This window comes from Plantibacter sp. VKM Ac-2885 (assembly GCF_015351205.1).
Classification (GTDB): domain Bacteria; phylum Actinomycetota; class Actinomycetes; order Actinomycetales; family Microbacteriaceae; genus Plantibacter; species Plantibacter auratus.
In genome coordinates this window covers 1,141,113-1,156,990 of record NZ_JADKSK010000001.1, presented here as the reverse complement: position 1 = coordinate 1,156,990, position 15,878 = coordinate 1,141,113, and the positions used below count along the sequence as shown (strand labels likewise).

The following is a 15,878-nucleotide window of genomic DNA, read 5'->3' as shown; positions in this document are numbered from 1 at the left end:
CACGCGATCGGATCTTTTTCCAAACCACCCCCGTGGGGGCTCCGAAGTGTCATCGAGGGCCGGTTCTGAGAGGCACTCGACAACCGGTCCAAACCTCATCAAAGGAGAATCACATGCGTACCATCAAGCGAAACCACATGGCAGTGCTCGCACTCGCCGCCGTCGCGACCTTCGGCCTCGCAGCCTGTTCCAGCGGCTCCAGCTCCGACAGCGGTTCCTCGATGGAGCCGAGCTCCGCTCCCTCCGAGTCGAGCATGACCGCCGACCCCGCAGCGGACCTCGTCGGCTCGGGCTGCGCCGCCTACGCTGACGCCGTCCCGGACGGTGCTGGCTCCGTCGCCGGCATGTCGGCCGACCCCGTCGCCGTCGCCGCGTCCAACAACCCGCTGCTGACCACGCTCACCGCTGCGGTCTCCGGCCAGCTGAACCCCGACGTCAACCTCGTCGACACGCTGAACGGCTCCGAGTTCACCGTCTTCGCCCCGGTCGACGACGCGTTCAAGAAGATCGACGCCGCGACGATCGACAGCCTCAAGACGCCTGAGGGCGCTGCGACGCTGACCTCGATCCTCACGTACCACGTGATCCCCGGCCAGATCGCTCCGTCCGACATCGACGGTGAGCAGACCACCGTCGAGGGTGGAACCGTCAAGGTCGAGGGCTCGGGTGACAACATCACCGTCAACGGTGCCAAGGTCATCTGCGGTGGCGTCAAGACCGCCAACGCGACCGTGTACCTCATCGACTCGGTGCTGATGCCGCCGGCAAAGTAGCCGACCGCGGGTTCACCCGCACGCTACACCGGTAACAACGGAACAGCCCCGTCATCCTCTCGAGGATGGCGGGGCTGTTCCGTTGTGTCGGGACCGGAACCCGCTCGCCCGATCCTCCCCCGGTCACTGAGCCTGTCGAAGTGCCCACGAAGCACCTCGCCATCCGAGGACACCATCGACCGGACCGCCCTTCGACAAGCTCAGGGACCGAAGCGTGTCACCTCCCCCGGTCACTGAGCCTGTCGACGTGCCCACGAAGCACCTCGCCATCCGAGGACACCATCGACCGGACCGCCCTTCGACAAGCTCAGGGACCGAGGCATGGCACCTCACCCGGTCACTGAGCCTGTCGACGTGCCCCCGAAGCACCTCGCCAGCCGACAGCACCATTGCCCGGACCGCCCTTCGACAAGCTCAGGGACCGAGGCATGGCACCTCCCCCGGTCACTGAGCCTGTCGAAGTGCCCACGAGATGCCCCGCCAGCCGACAGCACCATCGCCCGGACCGCCCTTCGACAAGCTCAGGGACCGAAGCGTGTCACCTCACCCGGTCACTGAGCCTGTCGACGTGCCCACGAAGCAGCTCGCCATCCGAGGACACCATCGACCGGACCGCCCTTCGACAAGCTCAGGGACCGAGGCATGGCACCTCACCCGGTCACTGAGCCTGTCGACGTGCCCACGAAGCACCTCGCCATCCGAGGACACCATCGACCGGACCGCCCTTCGACAAGCTCAGGGACCGAACGGGGTGCCGCTCAGGGACCGAACGGGGTGGCGCTCAGGGAACGCACGGGGTGCCGGCCCAGGACCGGACAGGGTGTCGCTCAGGGACCGGACGGGGTGCGGCTCAAGGACCGGACGGGGTGTCCGTGCCCTGGTCGTCCGAGATGGGCTCCGGCTTCCGCCGGGTCACGAGCAGCACGCCGATGCCGGCGATCAGGACGACGCCGATCGCGCCGACGATCCACCACACATCGCCACTGAGCCCGCCGGAGGACGACTCCGGCTCGACACCGCCCGCCTCCGATGAAGGCTCGACCGTGGAGGCACCGCTCGTCGCGCACGCGGGCTTCGCACTCCCCGCGGCGAGTTCCTGGCCCTCGGCCGGCGCCCACTCGAAGGTGTAGCTGCCCGACAGCGGGTGGCCGTCGGTCGAGACGAGCTGCCAGACGACGGTGTACTCGCCGGCTTGCCCGAGCTGCAGCGGCATGACGAGCGCAGGTCCGTTCACCGCTGCGCACGCGGTGCCGTAGTACAGCCGCTCGTCGCCGGGACCGGTCACCTGGATCTGGTTGGACTGGCCGGCTTCCCCGAGGTCGAGCAGGTTGTCGTTCGTCGTGATGACGAGCTGCTCCGGCTGCTCCGTGATCGTCGAACCCTCGGCCGGCGTCGTCGAGATGATGCTGTTGTGCGCTGAGGCCGGCTGGGCCACGGCGAGCACCGCTGCGACCGCGAGGAACGCGGTCGCAGCGGTGCCGACGAGACGGCGACGACGGGAGACCGTCATCAGGCCTGGCGCTTCGCGTCGGACGCTGCGCGGCGTGCGGAGGCAGCGATCACGATGCCGGCGGCACCGACGACGAGACCGGCGATGCCGAGCACGCGGCCCAGCACGTCGGTGGTGCCGGCGTCGGTCGAGGCAGCGGCCTCGGTGTGGTCGCCGTCACCGTCGTCGTCCATGGCAGCGCCACCGTGGTGGTCGCCGGCCTCGGCAGCGGTCACGACGACGACGGGCGCCGGCGACTCGAGGTCGTCCTCGGTCTGACCGTCCTTCGCGACGTCGGTCCAGTCGGTCTGGCCGACCTCGCACGTCTGCGTCACCGGGAAGACGAGGGTCTTGCCCTCGGCGTCGGCCGGCAGCTGGACCTGGAAGGAGACGGTGTCGCGGTAGCCGTCGGCGAGGGGCGTCTTGGCCGTGTAGACGACCGTGCCGACGCGCTCGGCGAGCTGCTCACCGTGACTGTCGGTGATGGGCTTCGCGAGCGGGGCCATCTGCTTGTCGATGGTCCAGTTCGGGTTGACCGTCGGCGTCACGGCGTTGATCTCCTCGGGGATCTCGAAGGAGAGGCTCGTCGTGGGCGAGCCGTCGCAGCCGTGACCGACGGCGAAGCTCAGCACCGTGTAGGAGCCGGCGGCCGTGGAGGTCGGCGTGACGCTGACGTGGGCGCTGGCGGCGAGCGGTGCGCCGACCGCGAGGAGCGCTCCGGCGCCGATGGCGACGGCACCGAGTACGGCGGGCTTGCGGAAGGTGGGGCGGAGGGTGGTTGCGTTCATGATCGTCCTGTCGACTGCTCCGCACGGCGTCGAGCGTGCGGAAAGGGGATGGTCACGCCGGATGGCGCGCCGAAGGGTGCTGCTGCGTCGGGCCGGCCCGGCCGCGCACGGCACCCGTCCCGGTCGGAGGGTGGTGCGTCGGTCAGGCGGCGGCGAGCGCCGGCGGACCGCGGTGTCGCAGGTGGAGCAGGACCACCCCGAGGTTGCGGGGACGTCGGTTGACCCGGACCCAGCGAACCCGGCGGGGTGCGGGGACGAGGTGCGTCGGTGCCGCGCGGCGGGCGAGGATCCGGACGGTCAGGGCGGCGAGAGCTGCGAGTGTCGCGCGTTCGGCGAACAGGATGGCTGCGATGGTCGCGACGGCCGCGACGAGGTGCGCCGCCCACATCGTGGTGTCGCCGTGGGTGTGCGCCGCGGTGACGCCGCCGGTCGCGAGTTCGACGACCCCGTGCCGGTGCCAGTCGGCGGGGCCGGTCGCACCGCCGGATGCGACCGTGGCACTGACGGTGCTCGGGACGAGGGTGAAGAGCGCGTGGTAGCCGAGCTGGCTCACCAGCACGGAGGCGATGACCCCGAGTGCGGTGATGCGGCGGCCGGCGAGGAGGACGCAGACCAGGACGGCGAAGGTGCCACCGACCAGGAGGACGAACGCGGACGGTGCGGCGGCCCCGCCGATCGTGTGCGAGAGGGCGGCGGCGAAGGTGGCGAACGCGGCTGCGGCGGTGCCGCGGGCGACACGGGCCCACCGTTCCGTCATGCGATGCCTCCGGGAGAGCGAGCGGACCAGGTGTCGACGCTCGTGTTCACAGCCTACCCGAGCGTCGCCCTTCGACAGGCTCAGGGACCGGGGAGGGGGTGGCCAGGACGATCGGAGCCCGGACCAGGGGTCACTCGGGGGCATTTCGACAGGCTCAATGACCGGGAGGATGGCCCTTCGACAGGCTCAGGGACCGGGGAGGGGGTGCTCAGGGACCGGAAGCAGATTCACTCGGAGGGCACTTCGACAGGCTCAGTGACCGGAAGGAGGACCAGGTGGTCAGGCCCCGGTGTCGGCGACGAACAGCAGGACGATCGAGGCGATGGAGCAGACGACGCCGATGCCGAAGGTCACGCCGAAGAGCAGCCGGAGCGCTCTCGTGTGATCGGCCGTCCTGCGGAAGCGTGCGCGCGACGGTTCCCGGCGGGCGTAGAAGACGTTCGGCTCCTCGGGGTCGCGGAGGGCGTCGAACTCCGCATCCGTGACGGGTCGTGAGTACAGCTCGGCCGCCTCGGTCATCCAGCGGACCTCGCGCCCCGGACCTCGATCGACGTCCCCGCCGCCCGCGTCGTCCGGCAGGTCCACGATGACCCCGTGCGTCTCCACCCAGCTGCCGTCCGCAGCCCGCGCGATGAGCATGACGAGCAGCACGACGACGGCGCTGCCGAAGCCGATCCAGGTGAAGACCTCGAAGACGAGGCCGAGGAGATCGTGGGGGTCCACGATCACATGCTATCCGGCGGGCGGACCCACGACCCGGACGGCCTCGCTCAGACGGACTCGGGTCGCTTCTGCCGCATGGGCTCGGCCGGCTGGTCCGGACCGTTCCAGACGCCGATGATGCCCCACGCGACCGCGGCGATCGGGACGGCGAGGACCGCGCCGACGATGCCGCCGAGGATGGTGCCGGCGGTCAGGGCGAGGAGGACGACGAGGGCGTGCAGCTTGAGCGAGCGTGCCATGACGACGGGCTGGAGGAAGTTGCCCTCGAGCTGGTTCACGAGCACGACGATGCCGACGACGATCAGGGCGGCGACCGGACCGTTGGCGACGAGTGCGACGAGGGCCGCGAGGATGCCGGCGGCGGTCGCACCGACGATCGGGATGAAGGCGGTCAGGAACACGATGACGCTGAGCGGGAGCGCGAGCGGGACCCCGATGATCGCGAGGCCGATGCCGATGCCGATCGCATCGACGGCCGCGATCGTGGCGGTGCCGCGCACGTACCCGCCGAGGGTGTCCACCGTCTTGCCGCCGATGCGCTTGGCGCGGTCGTACGCGGTTCCGGTGAAGGGGCGGAGCAGGAACTCCCAGAGCCGCGGCCCGTCCTTGAGGAAGAAGAAGAGGACGACGACCATGAGGACCAGGCCGGTGAGGAAGCTCGCCGTGGCGGAGACGCCGGCGAGCGCCCCGCTGCCGAACTGGCTCGAGGTGAGGAAGTCGACCGCGGTCTGCTTGCCCTCCTCGATCTGTTTCTCGTCGATGTCGAACGGCAGGGTGCCGAGCCAGTCCTGGAGCTGCCCGAAGCCCTGCGAGGCCGAGTCGACGAGGTCCTTCCACTGGCTGCGGACGGCCCAGACGATGAGCCATCCGATGCCGCCGAGGACGACGAGGATCGAGATGAGGGCGATCCAGGTGGCGAGGATCGAGGGGAGTCCCTTCGACCGCATCCACCGCATGAGCGGGTAGATCGCCGAGGCGAGGATGAGCGCGATGACGACGGGGATCATCACGAGCGAGAGCTGGGTCAGCGCGAAGACGATCAGCGCGGCGACCGAGACGATGGCGAGCGTCTGGATGCTCCGGGTCGCGAACGTGCCGATGCGGTCGTGCCAGAGGCCGCGGGCGAGCGGCTCCGGTGCGTCCTCATGCTTGTCGAACAGGCCCATGGGATCCCCAATCTCGGCAGCGGCGGAGCCGGACGGGCCCCGCGCCCAGTCAACCACGTCGGTGCGGGCCGAGGTCAGGCCGAGCGGGAGTAGCGTTGTCCGTGATAAGGAGGCGCTCATGACGAGACTCGACGCCGACCCGGTCCCCAGCGTCTGCCACGCACCTGATGGATCCGGGACGAGACTCCTCGAGGCCCGCGAGGTCCCCCTCGGCGGCGTCCGCGGCCTGAGCGTCCATCGCACCCTCCCGCAGCGCGAGCTGCCGATGATCGGCGCCTGGTGCTTCCTCGACCGCTTCGACGAGGACCGCTCGCTGATGCGCGTGCTGCCGCATCCGCACACCGGCCTGCAGACCGTGACGTGGCCGCTGGTCGGCGACATCCGCCACCGCGACAGCGTGGGCAGCGACGTGGTCGTCCGCCCGGGCGAGCTCAACCTCATGACGAGCGGTCGAGGCGTGTCGCACTCCGAGTTCTCGGTGGGCGAGGAGGCGGCCGCGATGCACGGCCTCCAGCTGTGGGTGGCGCTCCCGGAGACCGCCGCCTCGGTGCCGGCGGCGTTCGAGCAGCACACGGACCTGCCCGTCCACCGCGCTCCAGGCTTTGAGGCGACCGTCCTCGTCGGCACGCTGGGCGGCGTGACGTCGACCGCGACCGTCCACTCGCCCCTGCTCGGTGCCGACGTGACGCTCGAGGCCGACACCGTCGTCGAGGTGCCGGTGGATCCGTCCTTCGAGCACGGCGTGCTGGTGCTCGACGGGGCGCTCGAGGTCGGCGGCGTCGAACTCGGCTCCGGCCCGTTGCTCTACCTGGCGCCCGGGTGCGATCGACTCGAGCTCCGGAGCGCGACCGGTGCCCGTTTCGTGCTCCTCGGAGGGACGCCGTTCCCGGAGGAGCTGGTCATGTGGTGGAACTTCGTCGGTCGCACTCACGAGGACATCGAGTCCGCCCGGGAGGACTGGGAGGCGGGGTCGCCGCGCTTCGGTTCGGTCGCCGGCCACGGTACGGACCGCATCCCGGCGCCGCCGTTGCCGAACGTCCGTCTGACCCCGCGCCGACGCTCGATCTGACCGCCGGGATCGGGCGCTCCGGACCCCGTTCCGAGCGGTGTCCGTCGGCGTCTCGACGGGCTGATAAAGGATAGGCTGTCCTCAGGAGATCGGCTGCTCGTGAAGGTGGGCTCATGCAACGTCTGAGTACGCGACTGCTGCTGACCTGCGCCGCCATCGGCGTCGGCGGCGGCCTCGTCTTCGTCGTCTCCGGGTACGTCGGCGGCACGATCTCCGCGACCGCCCCCGTGCTCTACGGCCTCATCATCGGCGTGTACTTCCTGCCGGGCGTCGTCTCGCAGGCGCTCCTCCGACGAGGTGGCGTGGCCCTCATGACCGGGCTCACCGCCGGCCTCGTCTCCGCGGCGTTCAGCCCGCAGTGGTTCTTCCGCTACTTCGGCACCGGTCTCGCGATCGGGCTCCTGCAGGAGATCCCCTTCGCCGTGTCGCGTTACCGCGTCTGGAGGGCCTGGGTCTTCTATCTGGCAGCGGGCATCGCGGGACTCGTCTTCGGTGGCTCCGTGCTCGTCGTCCTCGGAATCGAGCACTTCGCGCCCCTCGCCCAGACGGTCTACATCGCACTCTTCGTGCTCAGCCCGATCGCCTTCACCGCGCTCGGGCGGGCGGTCGCAGCGGCGCTCGCAAGAGCCGGTGTGGGTCGGTCCATCGCGAAACCCCTGCAGCGCGACCGCGGCTCGGCCGGCACGCGGGCCTGAGTGGACCCCGTACCGACGACGCACCCCGCCACCGTCGTCCGGCGGGTGCGCATCCGTCACGACGAGCGCGAGGAGTGGACCCCGGACGACGTGTCGTTCCAGGTCGCACCCGGTGAGGTGGTGCTCCTGCTCGGGCCGAGCGGCTCGGGGAAGTCGACGCTCGCCCTAGCCCTCAACGGCCTCGTCCCCCACGCCGTCCCGGCCGAGTTCGAGGGTGCCGTGATCACCGGCGGGCTCGACACGGCCACCTCGACGGTCGCGCAGTTGAGCGAGCACGTGGCGATGGTGTTCCAGGACCCCGACGCGCAGATCGTCACCGGAACGGTCCTCGACGAGGTGTGCTTCGGCCCGGAGAACCTCCTGCTCCCCGTCGAGGAGGTGCTGTCCCGCGCTGAACGGGCACTTCGGCAGGTCGGTCTCTGGGAGCGCCGGACCGAGAACCCCGACCGACTCTCGGGCGGAGGCCGACAGCGACTCGCGATCGCCTGCGCCCTGGCCATGGGGAGCGACCTCCTCGTCCTCGACGAGCCGACGGCGAACCTCGATCCGGCCGGGATCGAGGAGGTCTACGCCGCCCTCCGTTCACTCGTCTCCGGACCGGACGGCGCCGGGAAGCGGCACGCGATCCTGCTCGTCGAGCACAACCTCGACGCCGCCATCGACCTCGTCGACCGGGTCGTCGTCCTCGATCGCGACGGGCGGCTCGCCTTCGACGGCCCGACCCGCGACGTCCTGCTCGGACACCTCGACGAGCTCCTCGCCATGGGTGTCTGGCTTCCCGTCGCGACGCTCGCCGCGCTGCGTCTGCGGTCGGCCGGTGTCGCGTTGCCGGACCTCCCCCTGACACCCGCCGAGTTGACCGCCGCACTCGACGCGATCGCGCTGCCGACGCCGCCGCCGACGGTAGCCGTCGCGCCGGTCACCGCCGAGGGACCGGTCGCGGTCCGCGTCGACCGGCTCAGCGTCGAACGCGGTCGGGGCCGCCGGCGCACCCCGATCCTCCACGAGGTGAGCCTCGAGGTCGGGACGGGCGACTTCCTCGCGGTGATCGGGACGAACGGTGCCGGCAAGACGACCCTGCTCCAGGCGATCGCCGGGGTGGTCCGGCCTCCCCGCGGCCGTATCGACGTCGGCGGGATCGACCCGGGGCGCAGCGACGTCCGGACGATCGCGGCACACATCGGATTCGTCTTCCAGAACCCCGAGCACCAGTTCATCGCCCACACCGTCCACGACGAACTCGCGCACGGCCTGCGGATCCGGGGCGTCGATGATGCCGGGATCGAGCGGCGCGTCGACGACCTGCTGCGGCGGTTCGGCCTGGAATCCGCACGCGACGTGCACCCGTTCCTCCTGTCCGGCGGCCAGAAGCGCCGGCTGTCCGTCGGGAGCGCCCTCATCGCCGGAGCTCCGGTGCTCGCGCTCGACGAGCCGACCTTCGGTCAGGACCGGGCGCGGGCGAACGAGCTCCTGGACCTCCTCGCCGGACTCAACGCGCAGGGCACCACGGTCCTCGTCGTGACCCACGACCTCCAGCTCGTCGCCGATCACGCGAGTCACGTCGCGGTGATGGCCGGCGGTCACCTGCTCGCCCACGACACGACTGCCGCGGTCCTCGGCGACGACGAGCTCCTGCACCGCGCGGGGCTCCGGCCACCACCGCTCGCCCAGGCGATGCGCTCGCTGGCGAACCACCCCGACTGGCGGCATCTGTCGAGACTCGACGACCTGCCCGGGGCGGCCGCCCGATGAGCGCCTCGACGATCGACCCGTACGCCTCGGGCACGGCACCGGCCGGTCGATTCCTGTACCGGTTGAACCCGCTCGCGAAGCTCGGTGCTCCGCTCCCGGTGATGATCCTGCTCGCGTTCACGAGAGATCCAGTGACGCCGGCGCTGTTCATCGCCCTCGCGGTCGTCGTCATCCTCGTCGGGGCCCGCCTGACGCGGACGGTCGCCCTCCTGCTCTTCGTGGCGCTGCCGCTCATCGTCGCGATCATGTCGTTCAGCTTCGGCCTGTGGACCGACCCGAGCCGCGTCGACCAGTCCGTCCTGCTGTTCCAGGTCGGCGACTACCGGTTCTTCCTCGGGGCGCTGCTCGTCGGCCTCGCGACGGCACTGCGGCTCGCGGCCCTCCTCGTCCTCGCCTGCATCGGCGGCCTCACCTCGACCGGCCCGGAGTTCGTCCGCGCGATGATCCAGCAGCTGCACGTGCCCTACCGGATCGGGTACACGGCGCTCGCCGCCTACCGGTTCGTGCCGCGGTTCGGGCACGAGCTGGAGGTGATCCGTTCCGCCCACCGGGTCCGCGGCATGGCCGAAGGTCGCGGACCGATCGCCGCCGTCCGCCGCGCCGCCGGCACCGTCGTGCCACTGCTGGCCGGTGCCATCCGTCACGCGGAGCGGGTCGCGCTCGCCATGGACTCCCGCGCGTTCGGCGCCCATCCGCAGCGCACGGAGCGGACCCGCATCCCCTTCCGCACCCGCGACTGGTGCTTCATGGTCGCCTTCTGGCTCGTGAGCGCCGCCCTCCTGTGGTTGAGTCTCGCCGCGGGTCCGGGCCCCGTCATCCGGAACTGATCGTCCGGAGTCACCCGCAGGACTCGAACATATGTTCTAATGGAGGTATGCGGTGGAGCGGACAGGAACTCGGGGTTGAGGCGACGTCGGCGCTGCCGGGCCTCGCGAAGCTGAACAACCTCGTGCGCAGCGTCCAGACGCCGGAGTTCGCCGGGATCACCTTCCACGAGGTGCTCGCGAAGTCGGCGCTCAACCGCGTGCCCGGCCAGTCCGTGATGCCGTTCGGGTGGACCATCAACCCCTATCGGGGATGCTCGCATGCGTGCGTGTACTGCTTCGCACGACCGACGCATTCGTACTTGGACCTCGATGCCGGGAAGGACTTCGACTCGCAGCTCATCGTCAAGGTGAACGTCGCCGAGGTCCTCGAGAAGGAGCTCGCGAAGGCGAGCTGGGGCAGGCACCCGGTGGCACTCGGCACGAACACTGACCCGTATCAGCGCGCCGAGGGCAAGTACCGGCTCATGCCGGGGATCATCAACGCCCTCGCCGACTCGGGAACCCCGTTCTCGATCCTGACGAAGGGCACGCTGCTCCGGCGAGACCTGCCACTCCTGGCCGAGGTCGCTCAGCGCGTACCGGTCGACCTCGCCATGTCGATCGCCATCTACGACGACGAGCTGCAGCAGTCGATCGAGCCCGGCACCCCGACGGCGGCGGCCAGACTCGCGACCGTCCGCGCGGCTGCCGACCTCGGCTTCGACGTCGGGGTCTTCATGATGCCGATCCTCCCCTACCTGACCGACACCGTCGACCACCTCGACCTCGCCCTGTCGCGCATCCGCGAGGCGGGCGCGAGCACCGTCCTCTTCTCGACCCTGTACCTGAAGGCCGGCGTCAAACCCTGGTTCATGCAGTGGCTGTCGCGAGAGCACCCCGAGCTCGTCGACCGGTACACCTCGATGTACGCCGACGGCGCCTACGCCCCGAAGGAGTACCGGAAGTGGCTGGCCGCGCGCATCCGCCCGATGATCCGCGAGCACGGGCTCGAGCGCGGCACCGAAGACCCCGCCACCGGGGGTGTCCGCTCGTCGGCGCTCGGCATGTTGCGCGACGGGTACGGCGAGCGGGCCGAGCTGCGCAAGCGCGTCCCGGAGTTCGTCACGACCGGCCTGCAGGTCCAGCCGACCCTCTTCTGACCCGTTCGTTCGCCCATTCTTGGGCGAACGAGGACTCCCTCGCCCAAGAATGGGCGAACGAACCGGCGTCAGGCGTCGGGGATGAGCCGCTTGCTCAGCAGCGCGACCTCGTCGGTGCCGTACCCGAGCGCCTCGTAGAACCCGATCACCCGGTCGTTGCCGGTCCGGACCATGAGGTTGATCTTCGGGCACCCGAGTTCGATGAGCAGGCGTTCGGCTTCGGCCATGAGCTCCCGCCCGAGCCCACCGCCCTGCTGGGCCGGCGACACGGCCAGGTAGTGCACCCACCCGCGGTGGCCGTCGTACCCCACCATCGCGGTGCCGATGAGGGCGCCATCGCCGTCGGTGGCTATGAGGAACAGCTCGGGCTGCGTCGTCGACTTGCGCTCGATGTCCTTCGCCGGGTCGTTCCAAGGCCGGGTGAGCCCCACGGTGTGCCAGAGCGCGATGACGGCCTCGGTGTCGGAAGGCGTGAAGGGACGAATCTGCATCAGCCCAGTCTTCCGCACCCGGGGCGTCGATACAGTTGGTCACCCGAGCATCGACGAACGGACCCGTATGAGCATCGACCCTGGCCTGGAACCGACCGGCGAACCGATCCCTGCGCATGGCGGATCGACGCCGGTCACCGTCACCATCGGCAGCGGCCCGATCACCGGGGTCACCGAAGCGGGTGTCTCCCGATTCCTCGGTGTCCCCTACGCGGCAGCACCGTTCGGCGACGACCGCTTCCGACTCCCACAGCCGGTCGTCCCCTGGGAGGACGCCCGCGATGCGACCCGCCCCGGCGCGACCGCCCCGCAGCCGCCCTACACCGGCGCGGTCGGCGAACTGCTCGCCACGGTGACGGTGCCGGGCAACGAGATCCTGAACCTCAACGTCTGGACCCCGGCCGAGCGGTCGGACACCCCGCTCCCGGTCATGGCGTGGATCCACGGTGGCTCGCTCGTGCACGGCTCCAACGCGCTCGACTCCTACGACGGCACCGCGTTCGCTCGCGACGGCGTCGTCCTCGTCTCCATCAACTACCGCCTCGGGTCCGAGGGGTTCTCGGTGCTCGACGACGTCCCGCTGAACCTCGGTCTCGCCGACCAACTCGCGGCGTTGACGTGGGTGCAGGACGAGATCGCCCGCTTCGGCGGTGACCCCGACAACGTCACCGTCTTCGGCGAATCCGCGGGCGGGGCCTCGGTCGCGGCACTCCTCGCGCACCCGGACGCCTCGTCCGTGATGCGACGGGCGATCATCCAGAGCGGCCCGCTGCGCTCGGAACCCCGAGAGCGCTCCGGCCGGATCTCGAAGCTCATGGCCAAGGACCTCGGCGTGCCGGCCACCAGGGCCGGCTTCCGCCGTGTGCCGCCCGAGGGACTCGTCGGGGCCCAGGAACGGGTGATGGGCGGAGGCAACCCGCTGACCGGTGGTCCGGGATTCTCGATCACGACGTCGTCGCCACTCGCGCCGCTGAGTCCGCTGGACGCCCTGGTGTCGGGCGGCTCCGCCGACATACCCGTGCTCATCGGGACGACGACGGAGGAGCACCGACTGTTCCTCGTCCCGACCGGCATCGCCCGGCGGATCACGCGCCTCCAACTGTTCGCGGCGCGACTGCGCTTCGGAGTCAGTGCGTCGGCCGTGCGGACCTTCCGCCGCAGCCGTCCGAAAGCGAAGTCCGGCGAGATCCTCGGGGCGATCGCCACCGACATCCTGCTCCGCGTCCCACTCAATCAACTGGCGGACGCACGCGCCGACAACGGCTCGGACACCTGGGTGTACGAGTTCGCCTGGCGGAGCCCGGTCGGCGGGGACGGCGAGGGAGAGCTCGGTGCGGCCCACGCGATGGAGATCGGCTTCGTCTTCGACCACCTCGACTCCCCGGAGGCGGTCCGCATGGCGGGCCCGTCCGCCCCGCAGTCGCTCGCGACCGCGATGCACGACGCCTGGGTCGCGTTCGCGAAGACAGGGGACCCGGGCTGGCAGCGTTGGGACGCCACCCGTCCGGTCCGGACCTTCGACGGGGTCGACGACGCCGTCGTCCTCGCGCCGCGCGACGACGAGCGGGCTGCCCTCACCCCCTGACACGCGAGAACGCCCGCCGAGCGTGAGCTCGGCGGGCGTTCCTGATGCGGTGCGGACTACGCGGTGGCGATGTCCTCGACGAGCTGGTCGCCGGGGGCGGCGTCGTCGAACGCGGCCTCGATCTCAGCGCGGTCGAGCAGTTCGGTCATCCGGCGGCGACGGGCCTTGGGGATGATCGTGACGACGCGACCGATCTTGCCGGCACGACCGGTGCGGCCGGCACGGTGCAGGTACGTCTTGTACTCGTCCGGGGCGTCGGCCTGCACGACGAGCGTGATGTCGTCGACGTGGATGCCGCGGGCGGCGACGTCGGTGGCGACGAGCACGTTGACCCGACCCGAGGTGAGCTTCTCCAGGTTGCGCGTGCGGCGCGCCTGGTTGAGGTCGCCGTGGAGCGAGACGGCGGGGATGCCCGCCATGCCGAGCTGCTCCGCGAGACGCTCGGCGTAGGCCCGGGTGCGAGCGAACACGAGGGTCTTCTCGGTGCGGTTGACGAGCTCCTCGATGAGGCGGTCCTTGCCCTTGTGCTCCACCACCAGCACGCGGTGATCGATCGTGGAGGAGGCCTGGTCCTCACCGGCGACCTCGTGCACCGACGGGTTCGGGAGGAACTCGTTGACGAGGGCTGCGACACCCTTGTCGAGGGTGGCGGAGAAGAGGAGCTTCTGGCCATCGGGCGCGGTGCGACGCAGGATGCGCTGCACGGGCTCGAGGAAGCCGAGGTCGCACATGTGGTCGGCCTCGTCGAGGACGGTCACCGTGACCTGCGAGAGGTCGAGGCGACCCTGCTCGATGAGGTCCTCGATGCGACCGGGCGTGCCGACGATGATGTCGACGCCGCGCTGCAGTGCGCCGACCTGGCGACCCTGCGGGACACCGCCGTAGATCTGGGTGGTGAAGAGGCCGACGGCGCGCGCGATGGGCTGCACGGTGCGGTCGATCTGCAGGGCGAGCTCACGCGTCGGGGCGAGGATGAGGGCGCGGGGCTTGCGACCCGGCTTGCGGTTCTTGCCGCCGCCGTTCTCCATGAGCTTCTCGACGAGCGGGGCACCGAAGGCGATGGTCTTGCCGGAGCCGGTGCGGCCACGGCCGAGCACGTCGCGGCCCGCGATGACATCCGGAATGGTCGCCGCCTGGATCGGGAACGGGCTGTCGGCGCCGAGCTCGGCCAGTGCACGGACGATGTTGCCGCCGAGGCCGAGGCTCTCGAAGGTCACACCCTCGACGTCGCCGGCCTGGATCGCGTCGGCCTCGAGGCGCTCGAGCACCACATCGTCCTGGGGCGTGTAGGAGCCGGCGTCGCGCTTCGGGTAGTAGTCGCTGCCACGGCCGGCGTCGGACGCGCCGCGGTCGTCGAACGAGCGCTTCGGGCGGTCGTCGAAGGACCGCTTGGGGCGGTCGTCGTACGAACGCGCCGGGCGCTCCTCGAAGGAACGCTTCGGACGGTCGTCGTAGGAACGCGCGGGGCGGTCGGTGCGGTTCGCCTGACGCGGGTCACCCTGACGGGCCGGGCGGTCACCGTAGGAGGGACGCTCGGTGCGGTCACCGTAGGAGGGACGCTCGGACCGCTCGCCACGGTTGTACGCGGGACGCTCGGTGCGGTCACCGTACGAGGGACGCTCCGTGCGCTCACCCCGGTTGTAGGCCGGGCGCTCGTTGCGGTCGCCACCACGGTTGTTCGCGGGACGGTCGTTCCGGTCGCCGTACGAGGGACGCTCGGACCGCTCGCCACGGTTGTACGCCGGACGCTCGGTGCGGTCGCCACCACGGTTCGAGGCCGGGCGGTCGTTCCGGTCGCCGTACGAGGGACGCTCGGACCGCTCACCACGGTTGTACGCAGGACGCTCGTTCCGGTCACCGTAGGAGGGACGCTCGGACCGCTCGCCACGGTTGTACGCAGGACGCTCGTTCCGGTCACCGTAGGACGGACGCTCGGACCGCTCGCCACGGTTGTAGGACGGGCGCTCGTTCCGGTCGCCACCGCGGTTGTACGCAGGACGCTCGTTCCGGTCACCGTACGAAGGACGCTCAGTCCTCTCGCCACGGTTGTAGGCGGGGCGCTCGTTGCGGTCGCCACCACGGTTGTACGCAGGGCGCTCGTTGCGGTCGCCACCACGGTTGTACGCGGGACGCTCGTTCCGGTCGCCACCACGGTTGTACGCAGGACGCTCATTGCGGTCGCCGCGGGGTGCGCGGTCGCCGCGCTCCTCCGACTCGAAGCGGGCGGCGCGCTCGGCACGCTCGTCTGCGTTCCAGCGTGACTTCTGCGGCGCTCCACCGGCGTCGGGACGGTAGCCGCGGTGGCCTTCGCTCTTGCTGCCGGACTTCGCGCCTGGGCGTGAGCCGAAAGGCCGCTTGTTCTCGCCGTACTTGGACTTGGGGTCGAAGTTCTTGGCCGGGCGTTTGCCGGCGGGGGTGTTGTTCTTGGGCATGGAGAAATGCTTTCCGGGTTATAACTCGTTCGCATGAACAACCTGCATGACTCACACAGCGCCATCCGAAACCTCGGCTGCGCTGCGGCATGCTCATACCCGGGCGATCACTGGCCGGGGCCGTCCACATCATGTGTGTGTTCGCGGAGTTCTCTCCGACGAAACCGGCCCACCAGACTGACATAACCCTCC

The 15,878-nt window shown here is 70.4% G+C and carries 14 protein-coding genes; 7 read left to right on the top strand and 7 right to left on the bottom strand.

What is annotated here, in order from left to right:
• Positions 1–113 precede the first annotated feature (113 nt).
• The gene (locus ITJ66_RS05615; protein WP_137242286.1) at positions 114–773 is read left to right on the top strand and encodes a fasciclin domain-containing protein; all 660 of its coding nucleotides are present in this window, start codon (positions 114–116) and stop codon (positions 771–773) included.
• Positions 774–1,623: 850 nt separating this feature from the next.
• On the opposite strand, the gene ITJ66_RS05610 is transcribed toward ITJ66_RS05615, so the two are convergent.
• From ITJ66_RS05610 to ITJ66_RS05590, 5 genes are all read right to left on the bottom strand, one after another.
• Complete coding sequence (locus ITJ66_RS05610; RefSeq protein ID WP_194643902.1) at positions 1,624–2,283, bottom strand: copper resistance CopC family protein; 660 nt, start codon at positions 2,281–2,283, stop codon at positions 1,624–1,626.
• Positions 2,283–3,050: a YcnI family protein gene (locus tag ITJ66_RS05605; protein ID WP_137242288.1), complete on the bottom strand. Its 768-nt coding sequence runs from the start codon at positions 3,048–3,050 to the stop codon at positions 2,283–2,285. Before ITJ66_RS05605 ends, ITJ66_RS05610 begins: the two co-directional genes overlap by 1 nt.
• 142 nt (positions 3,051–3,192) lie before the next feature.
• Positions 3,193–3,807, bottom strand: coding sequence for a hypothetical protein (locus ITJ66_RS05600; protein WP_194599297.1), 615 nt, complete (start codon positions 3,805–3,807; stop codon positions 3,193–3,195).
• Between the two features lie 279 nt (positions 3,808–4,086).
• Positions 4,087–4,530: a DUF3592 domain-containing protein gene (locus ITJ66_RS05595; protein ID WP_192018741.1), complete on the bottom strand. Its 444-nt coding sequence runs from the start codon at positions 4,528–4,530 to the stop codon at positions 4,087–4,089.
• A 47-nt stretch (positions 4,531–4,577) separates the two neighbouring features.
• Positions 4,578–5,696, bottom strand: a complete 1,119-nt coding sequence (locus tag ITJ66_RS05590) for an AI-2E family transporter (protein ID WP_194643900.1) — start codon at positions 5,694–5,696, stop codon at positions 4,578–4,580.
• A 118-nt stretch (positions 5,697–5,814) separates the two neighbouring features.
• On the opposite strand from ITJ66_RS05590, the gene ITJ66_RS05585 reads away from it, so the two are divergent.
• The 5 genes from ITJ66_RS05585 to ITJ66_RS05565 all read left to right on the top strand — a co-directional run bounded on the left by ITJ66_RS05585 (position 5,815) and on the right by ITJ66_RS05565 (position 11,178).
• Positions 5,815–6,765: a pirin family protein gene (locus tag ITJ66_RS05585; RefSeq protein ID WP_194643898.1), complete on the top strand. Its 951-nt coding sequence runs from the start codon at positions 5,815–5,817 to the stop codon at positions 6,763–6,765.
• A gap of 113 nt (positions 6,766–6,878) precedes the next feature.
• Positions 6,879–7,460, top strand: coding sequence for an ECF transporter S component (locus ITJ66_RS05580; protein WP_079705103.1), 582 nt, complete (start codon positions 6,879–6,881; stop codon positions 7,458–7,460).
• Positions 7,461–9,212: an ABC transporter ATP-binding protein gene (locus ITJ66_RS05575; RefSeq protein WP_194643896.1), complete on the top strand. Its 1,752-nt coding sequence runs from the start codon at positions 7,461–7,463 to the stop codon at positions 9,210–9,212.
• A complete protein-coding gene (locus ITJ66_RS05570) occupies positions 9,209–10,039 on the top strand; it encodes an energy-coupling factor transporter transmembrane component T (protein WP_194643894.1) in 831 nt (276 codons plus the stop codon). The genes ITJ66_RS05575 and ITJ66_RS05570 overlap by 4 nt, the downstream gene beginning before the upstream one ends.
• A 47-nt stretch (positions 10,040–10,086) precedes the next feature.
• Positions 10,087–11,178, top strand: a complete 1,092-nt coding sequence (locus tag ITJ66_RS05565) for an Rv2578c family radical SAM protein (protein WP_194643892.1) — start codon at positions 10,087–10,089, stop codon at positions 11,176–11,178.
• A 68-nt stretch (positions 11,179–11,246) separates the two neighbouring features.
• Here the strand turns inward: ITJ66_RS05565 and ITJ66_RS05560 are convergent, their stop codons facing one another.
• Entirely contained in the window at positions 11,247–11,669 is a 423-nt protein-coding gene (locus ITJ66_RS05560; RefSeq protein WP_192018748.1) for a GNAT family acetyltransferase, read from the bottom strand.
• Positions 11,670–11,736: 67 nt separating this feature from the next.
• Here ITJ66_RS05560 and ITJ66_RS05555 point away from each other — a divergent pair, with 67 nt between their 5' ends.
• Positions 11,737–13,254, top strand: coding sequence for a carboxylesterase/lipase family protein (locus ITJ66_RS05555; protein WP_194643890.1), 1,518 nt, complete (start codon positions 11,737–11,739; stop codon positions 13,252–13,254).
• A gap of 56 nt (positions 13,255–13,310) precedes the next feature.
• Here the strand turns inward: ITJ66_RS05555 and ITJ66_RS05550 are convergent, their stop codons facing one another.
• Positions 13,311–15,686, bottom strand: a complete 2,376-nt coding sequence (locus ITJ66_RS05550) for a DEAD/DEAH box helicase (protein WP_194643888.1) — start codon at positions 15,684–15,686, stop codon at positions 13,311–13,313.
• Positions 15,687–15,878 lie beyond the last annotated feature (192 nt).

Bases quoted from the DNA above. Each gene is read 5' to 3' on its own strand.
- ITJ66_RS05615 (WP_137242286.1), top strand. From the start codon at position 114: ATGCGTACCATCAAGCGAAACCACATGGCAGTGCTCGCACTCGCCGCC.
- ITJ66_RS05610 (WP_194643902.1), bottom strand. From the start codon at position 2,283: ATGACGGTCTCCCGTCGTCGCCGTCTCGTCGGCACCGCTGCGACCGCG.
- ITJ66_RS05605 (WP_137242288.1), bottom strand. From the start codon at position 3,050: ATGAACGCAACCACCCTCCGCCCCACCTTCCGCAAGCCCGCCGTACTC.
- ITJ66_RS05600 (WP_194599297.1), bottom strand. From the start codon at position 3,807: ATGACGGAACGGTGGGCCCGTGTCGCCCGCGGCACCGCCGCAGCCGCG.
- ITJ66_RS05590 (WP_194643900.1), bottom strand. From the start codon at position 5,696: ATGGGCCTGTTCGACAAGCATGAGGACGCACCGGAGCCGCTCGCCCGC.
- ITJ66_RS05585 (WP_194643898.1), top strand. From the start codon at position 5,815: ATGACGAGACTCGACGCCGACCCGGTCCCCAGCGTCTGCCACGCACCT.
- ITJ66_RS05580 (WP_079705103.1), top strand. From the start codon at position 6,879: ATGCAACGTCTGAGTACGCGACTGCTGCTGACCTGCGCCGCCATCGGC.
- ITJ66_RS05570 (WP_194643894.1), top strand. From the start codon at position 9,209: ATGAGCGCCTCGACGATCGACCCGTACGCCTCGGGCACGGCACCGGCC.
- ITJ66_RS05565 (WP_194643892.1), top strand. From the start codon at position 10,087: ATGCGGTGGAGCGGACAGGAACTCGGGGTTGAGGCGACGTCGGCGCTG.
- ITJ66_RS05560 (WP_192018748.1), bottom strand. From the start codon at position 11,669: ATGCAGATTCGTCCCTTCACGCCTTCCGACACCGAGGCCGTCATCGCG.
- ITJ66_RS05555 (WP_194643890.1), top strand. From the start codon at position 11,737: ATGAGCATCGACCCTGGCCTGGAACCGACCGGCGAACCGATCCCTGCG.
- ITJ66_RS05550 (WP_194643888.1), bottom strand. From the start codon at position 15,686: ATGCCCAAGAACAACACCCCCGCCGGCAAACGCCCGGCCAAGAACTTC.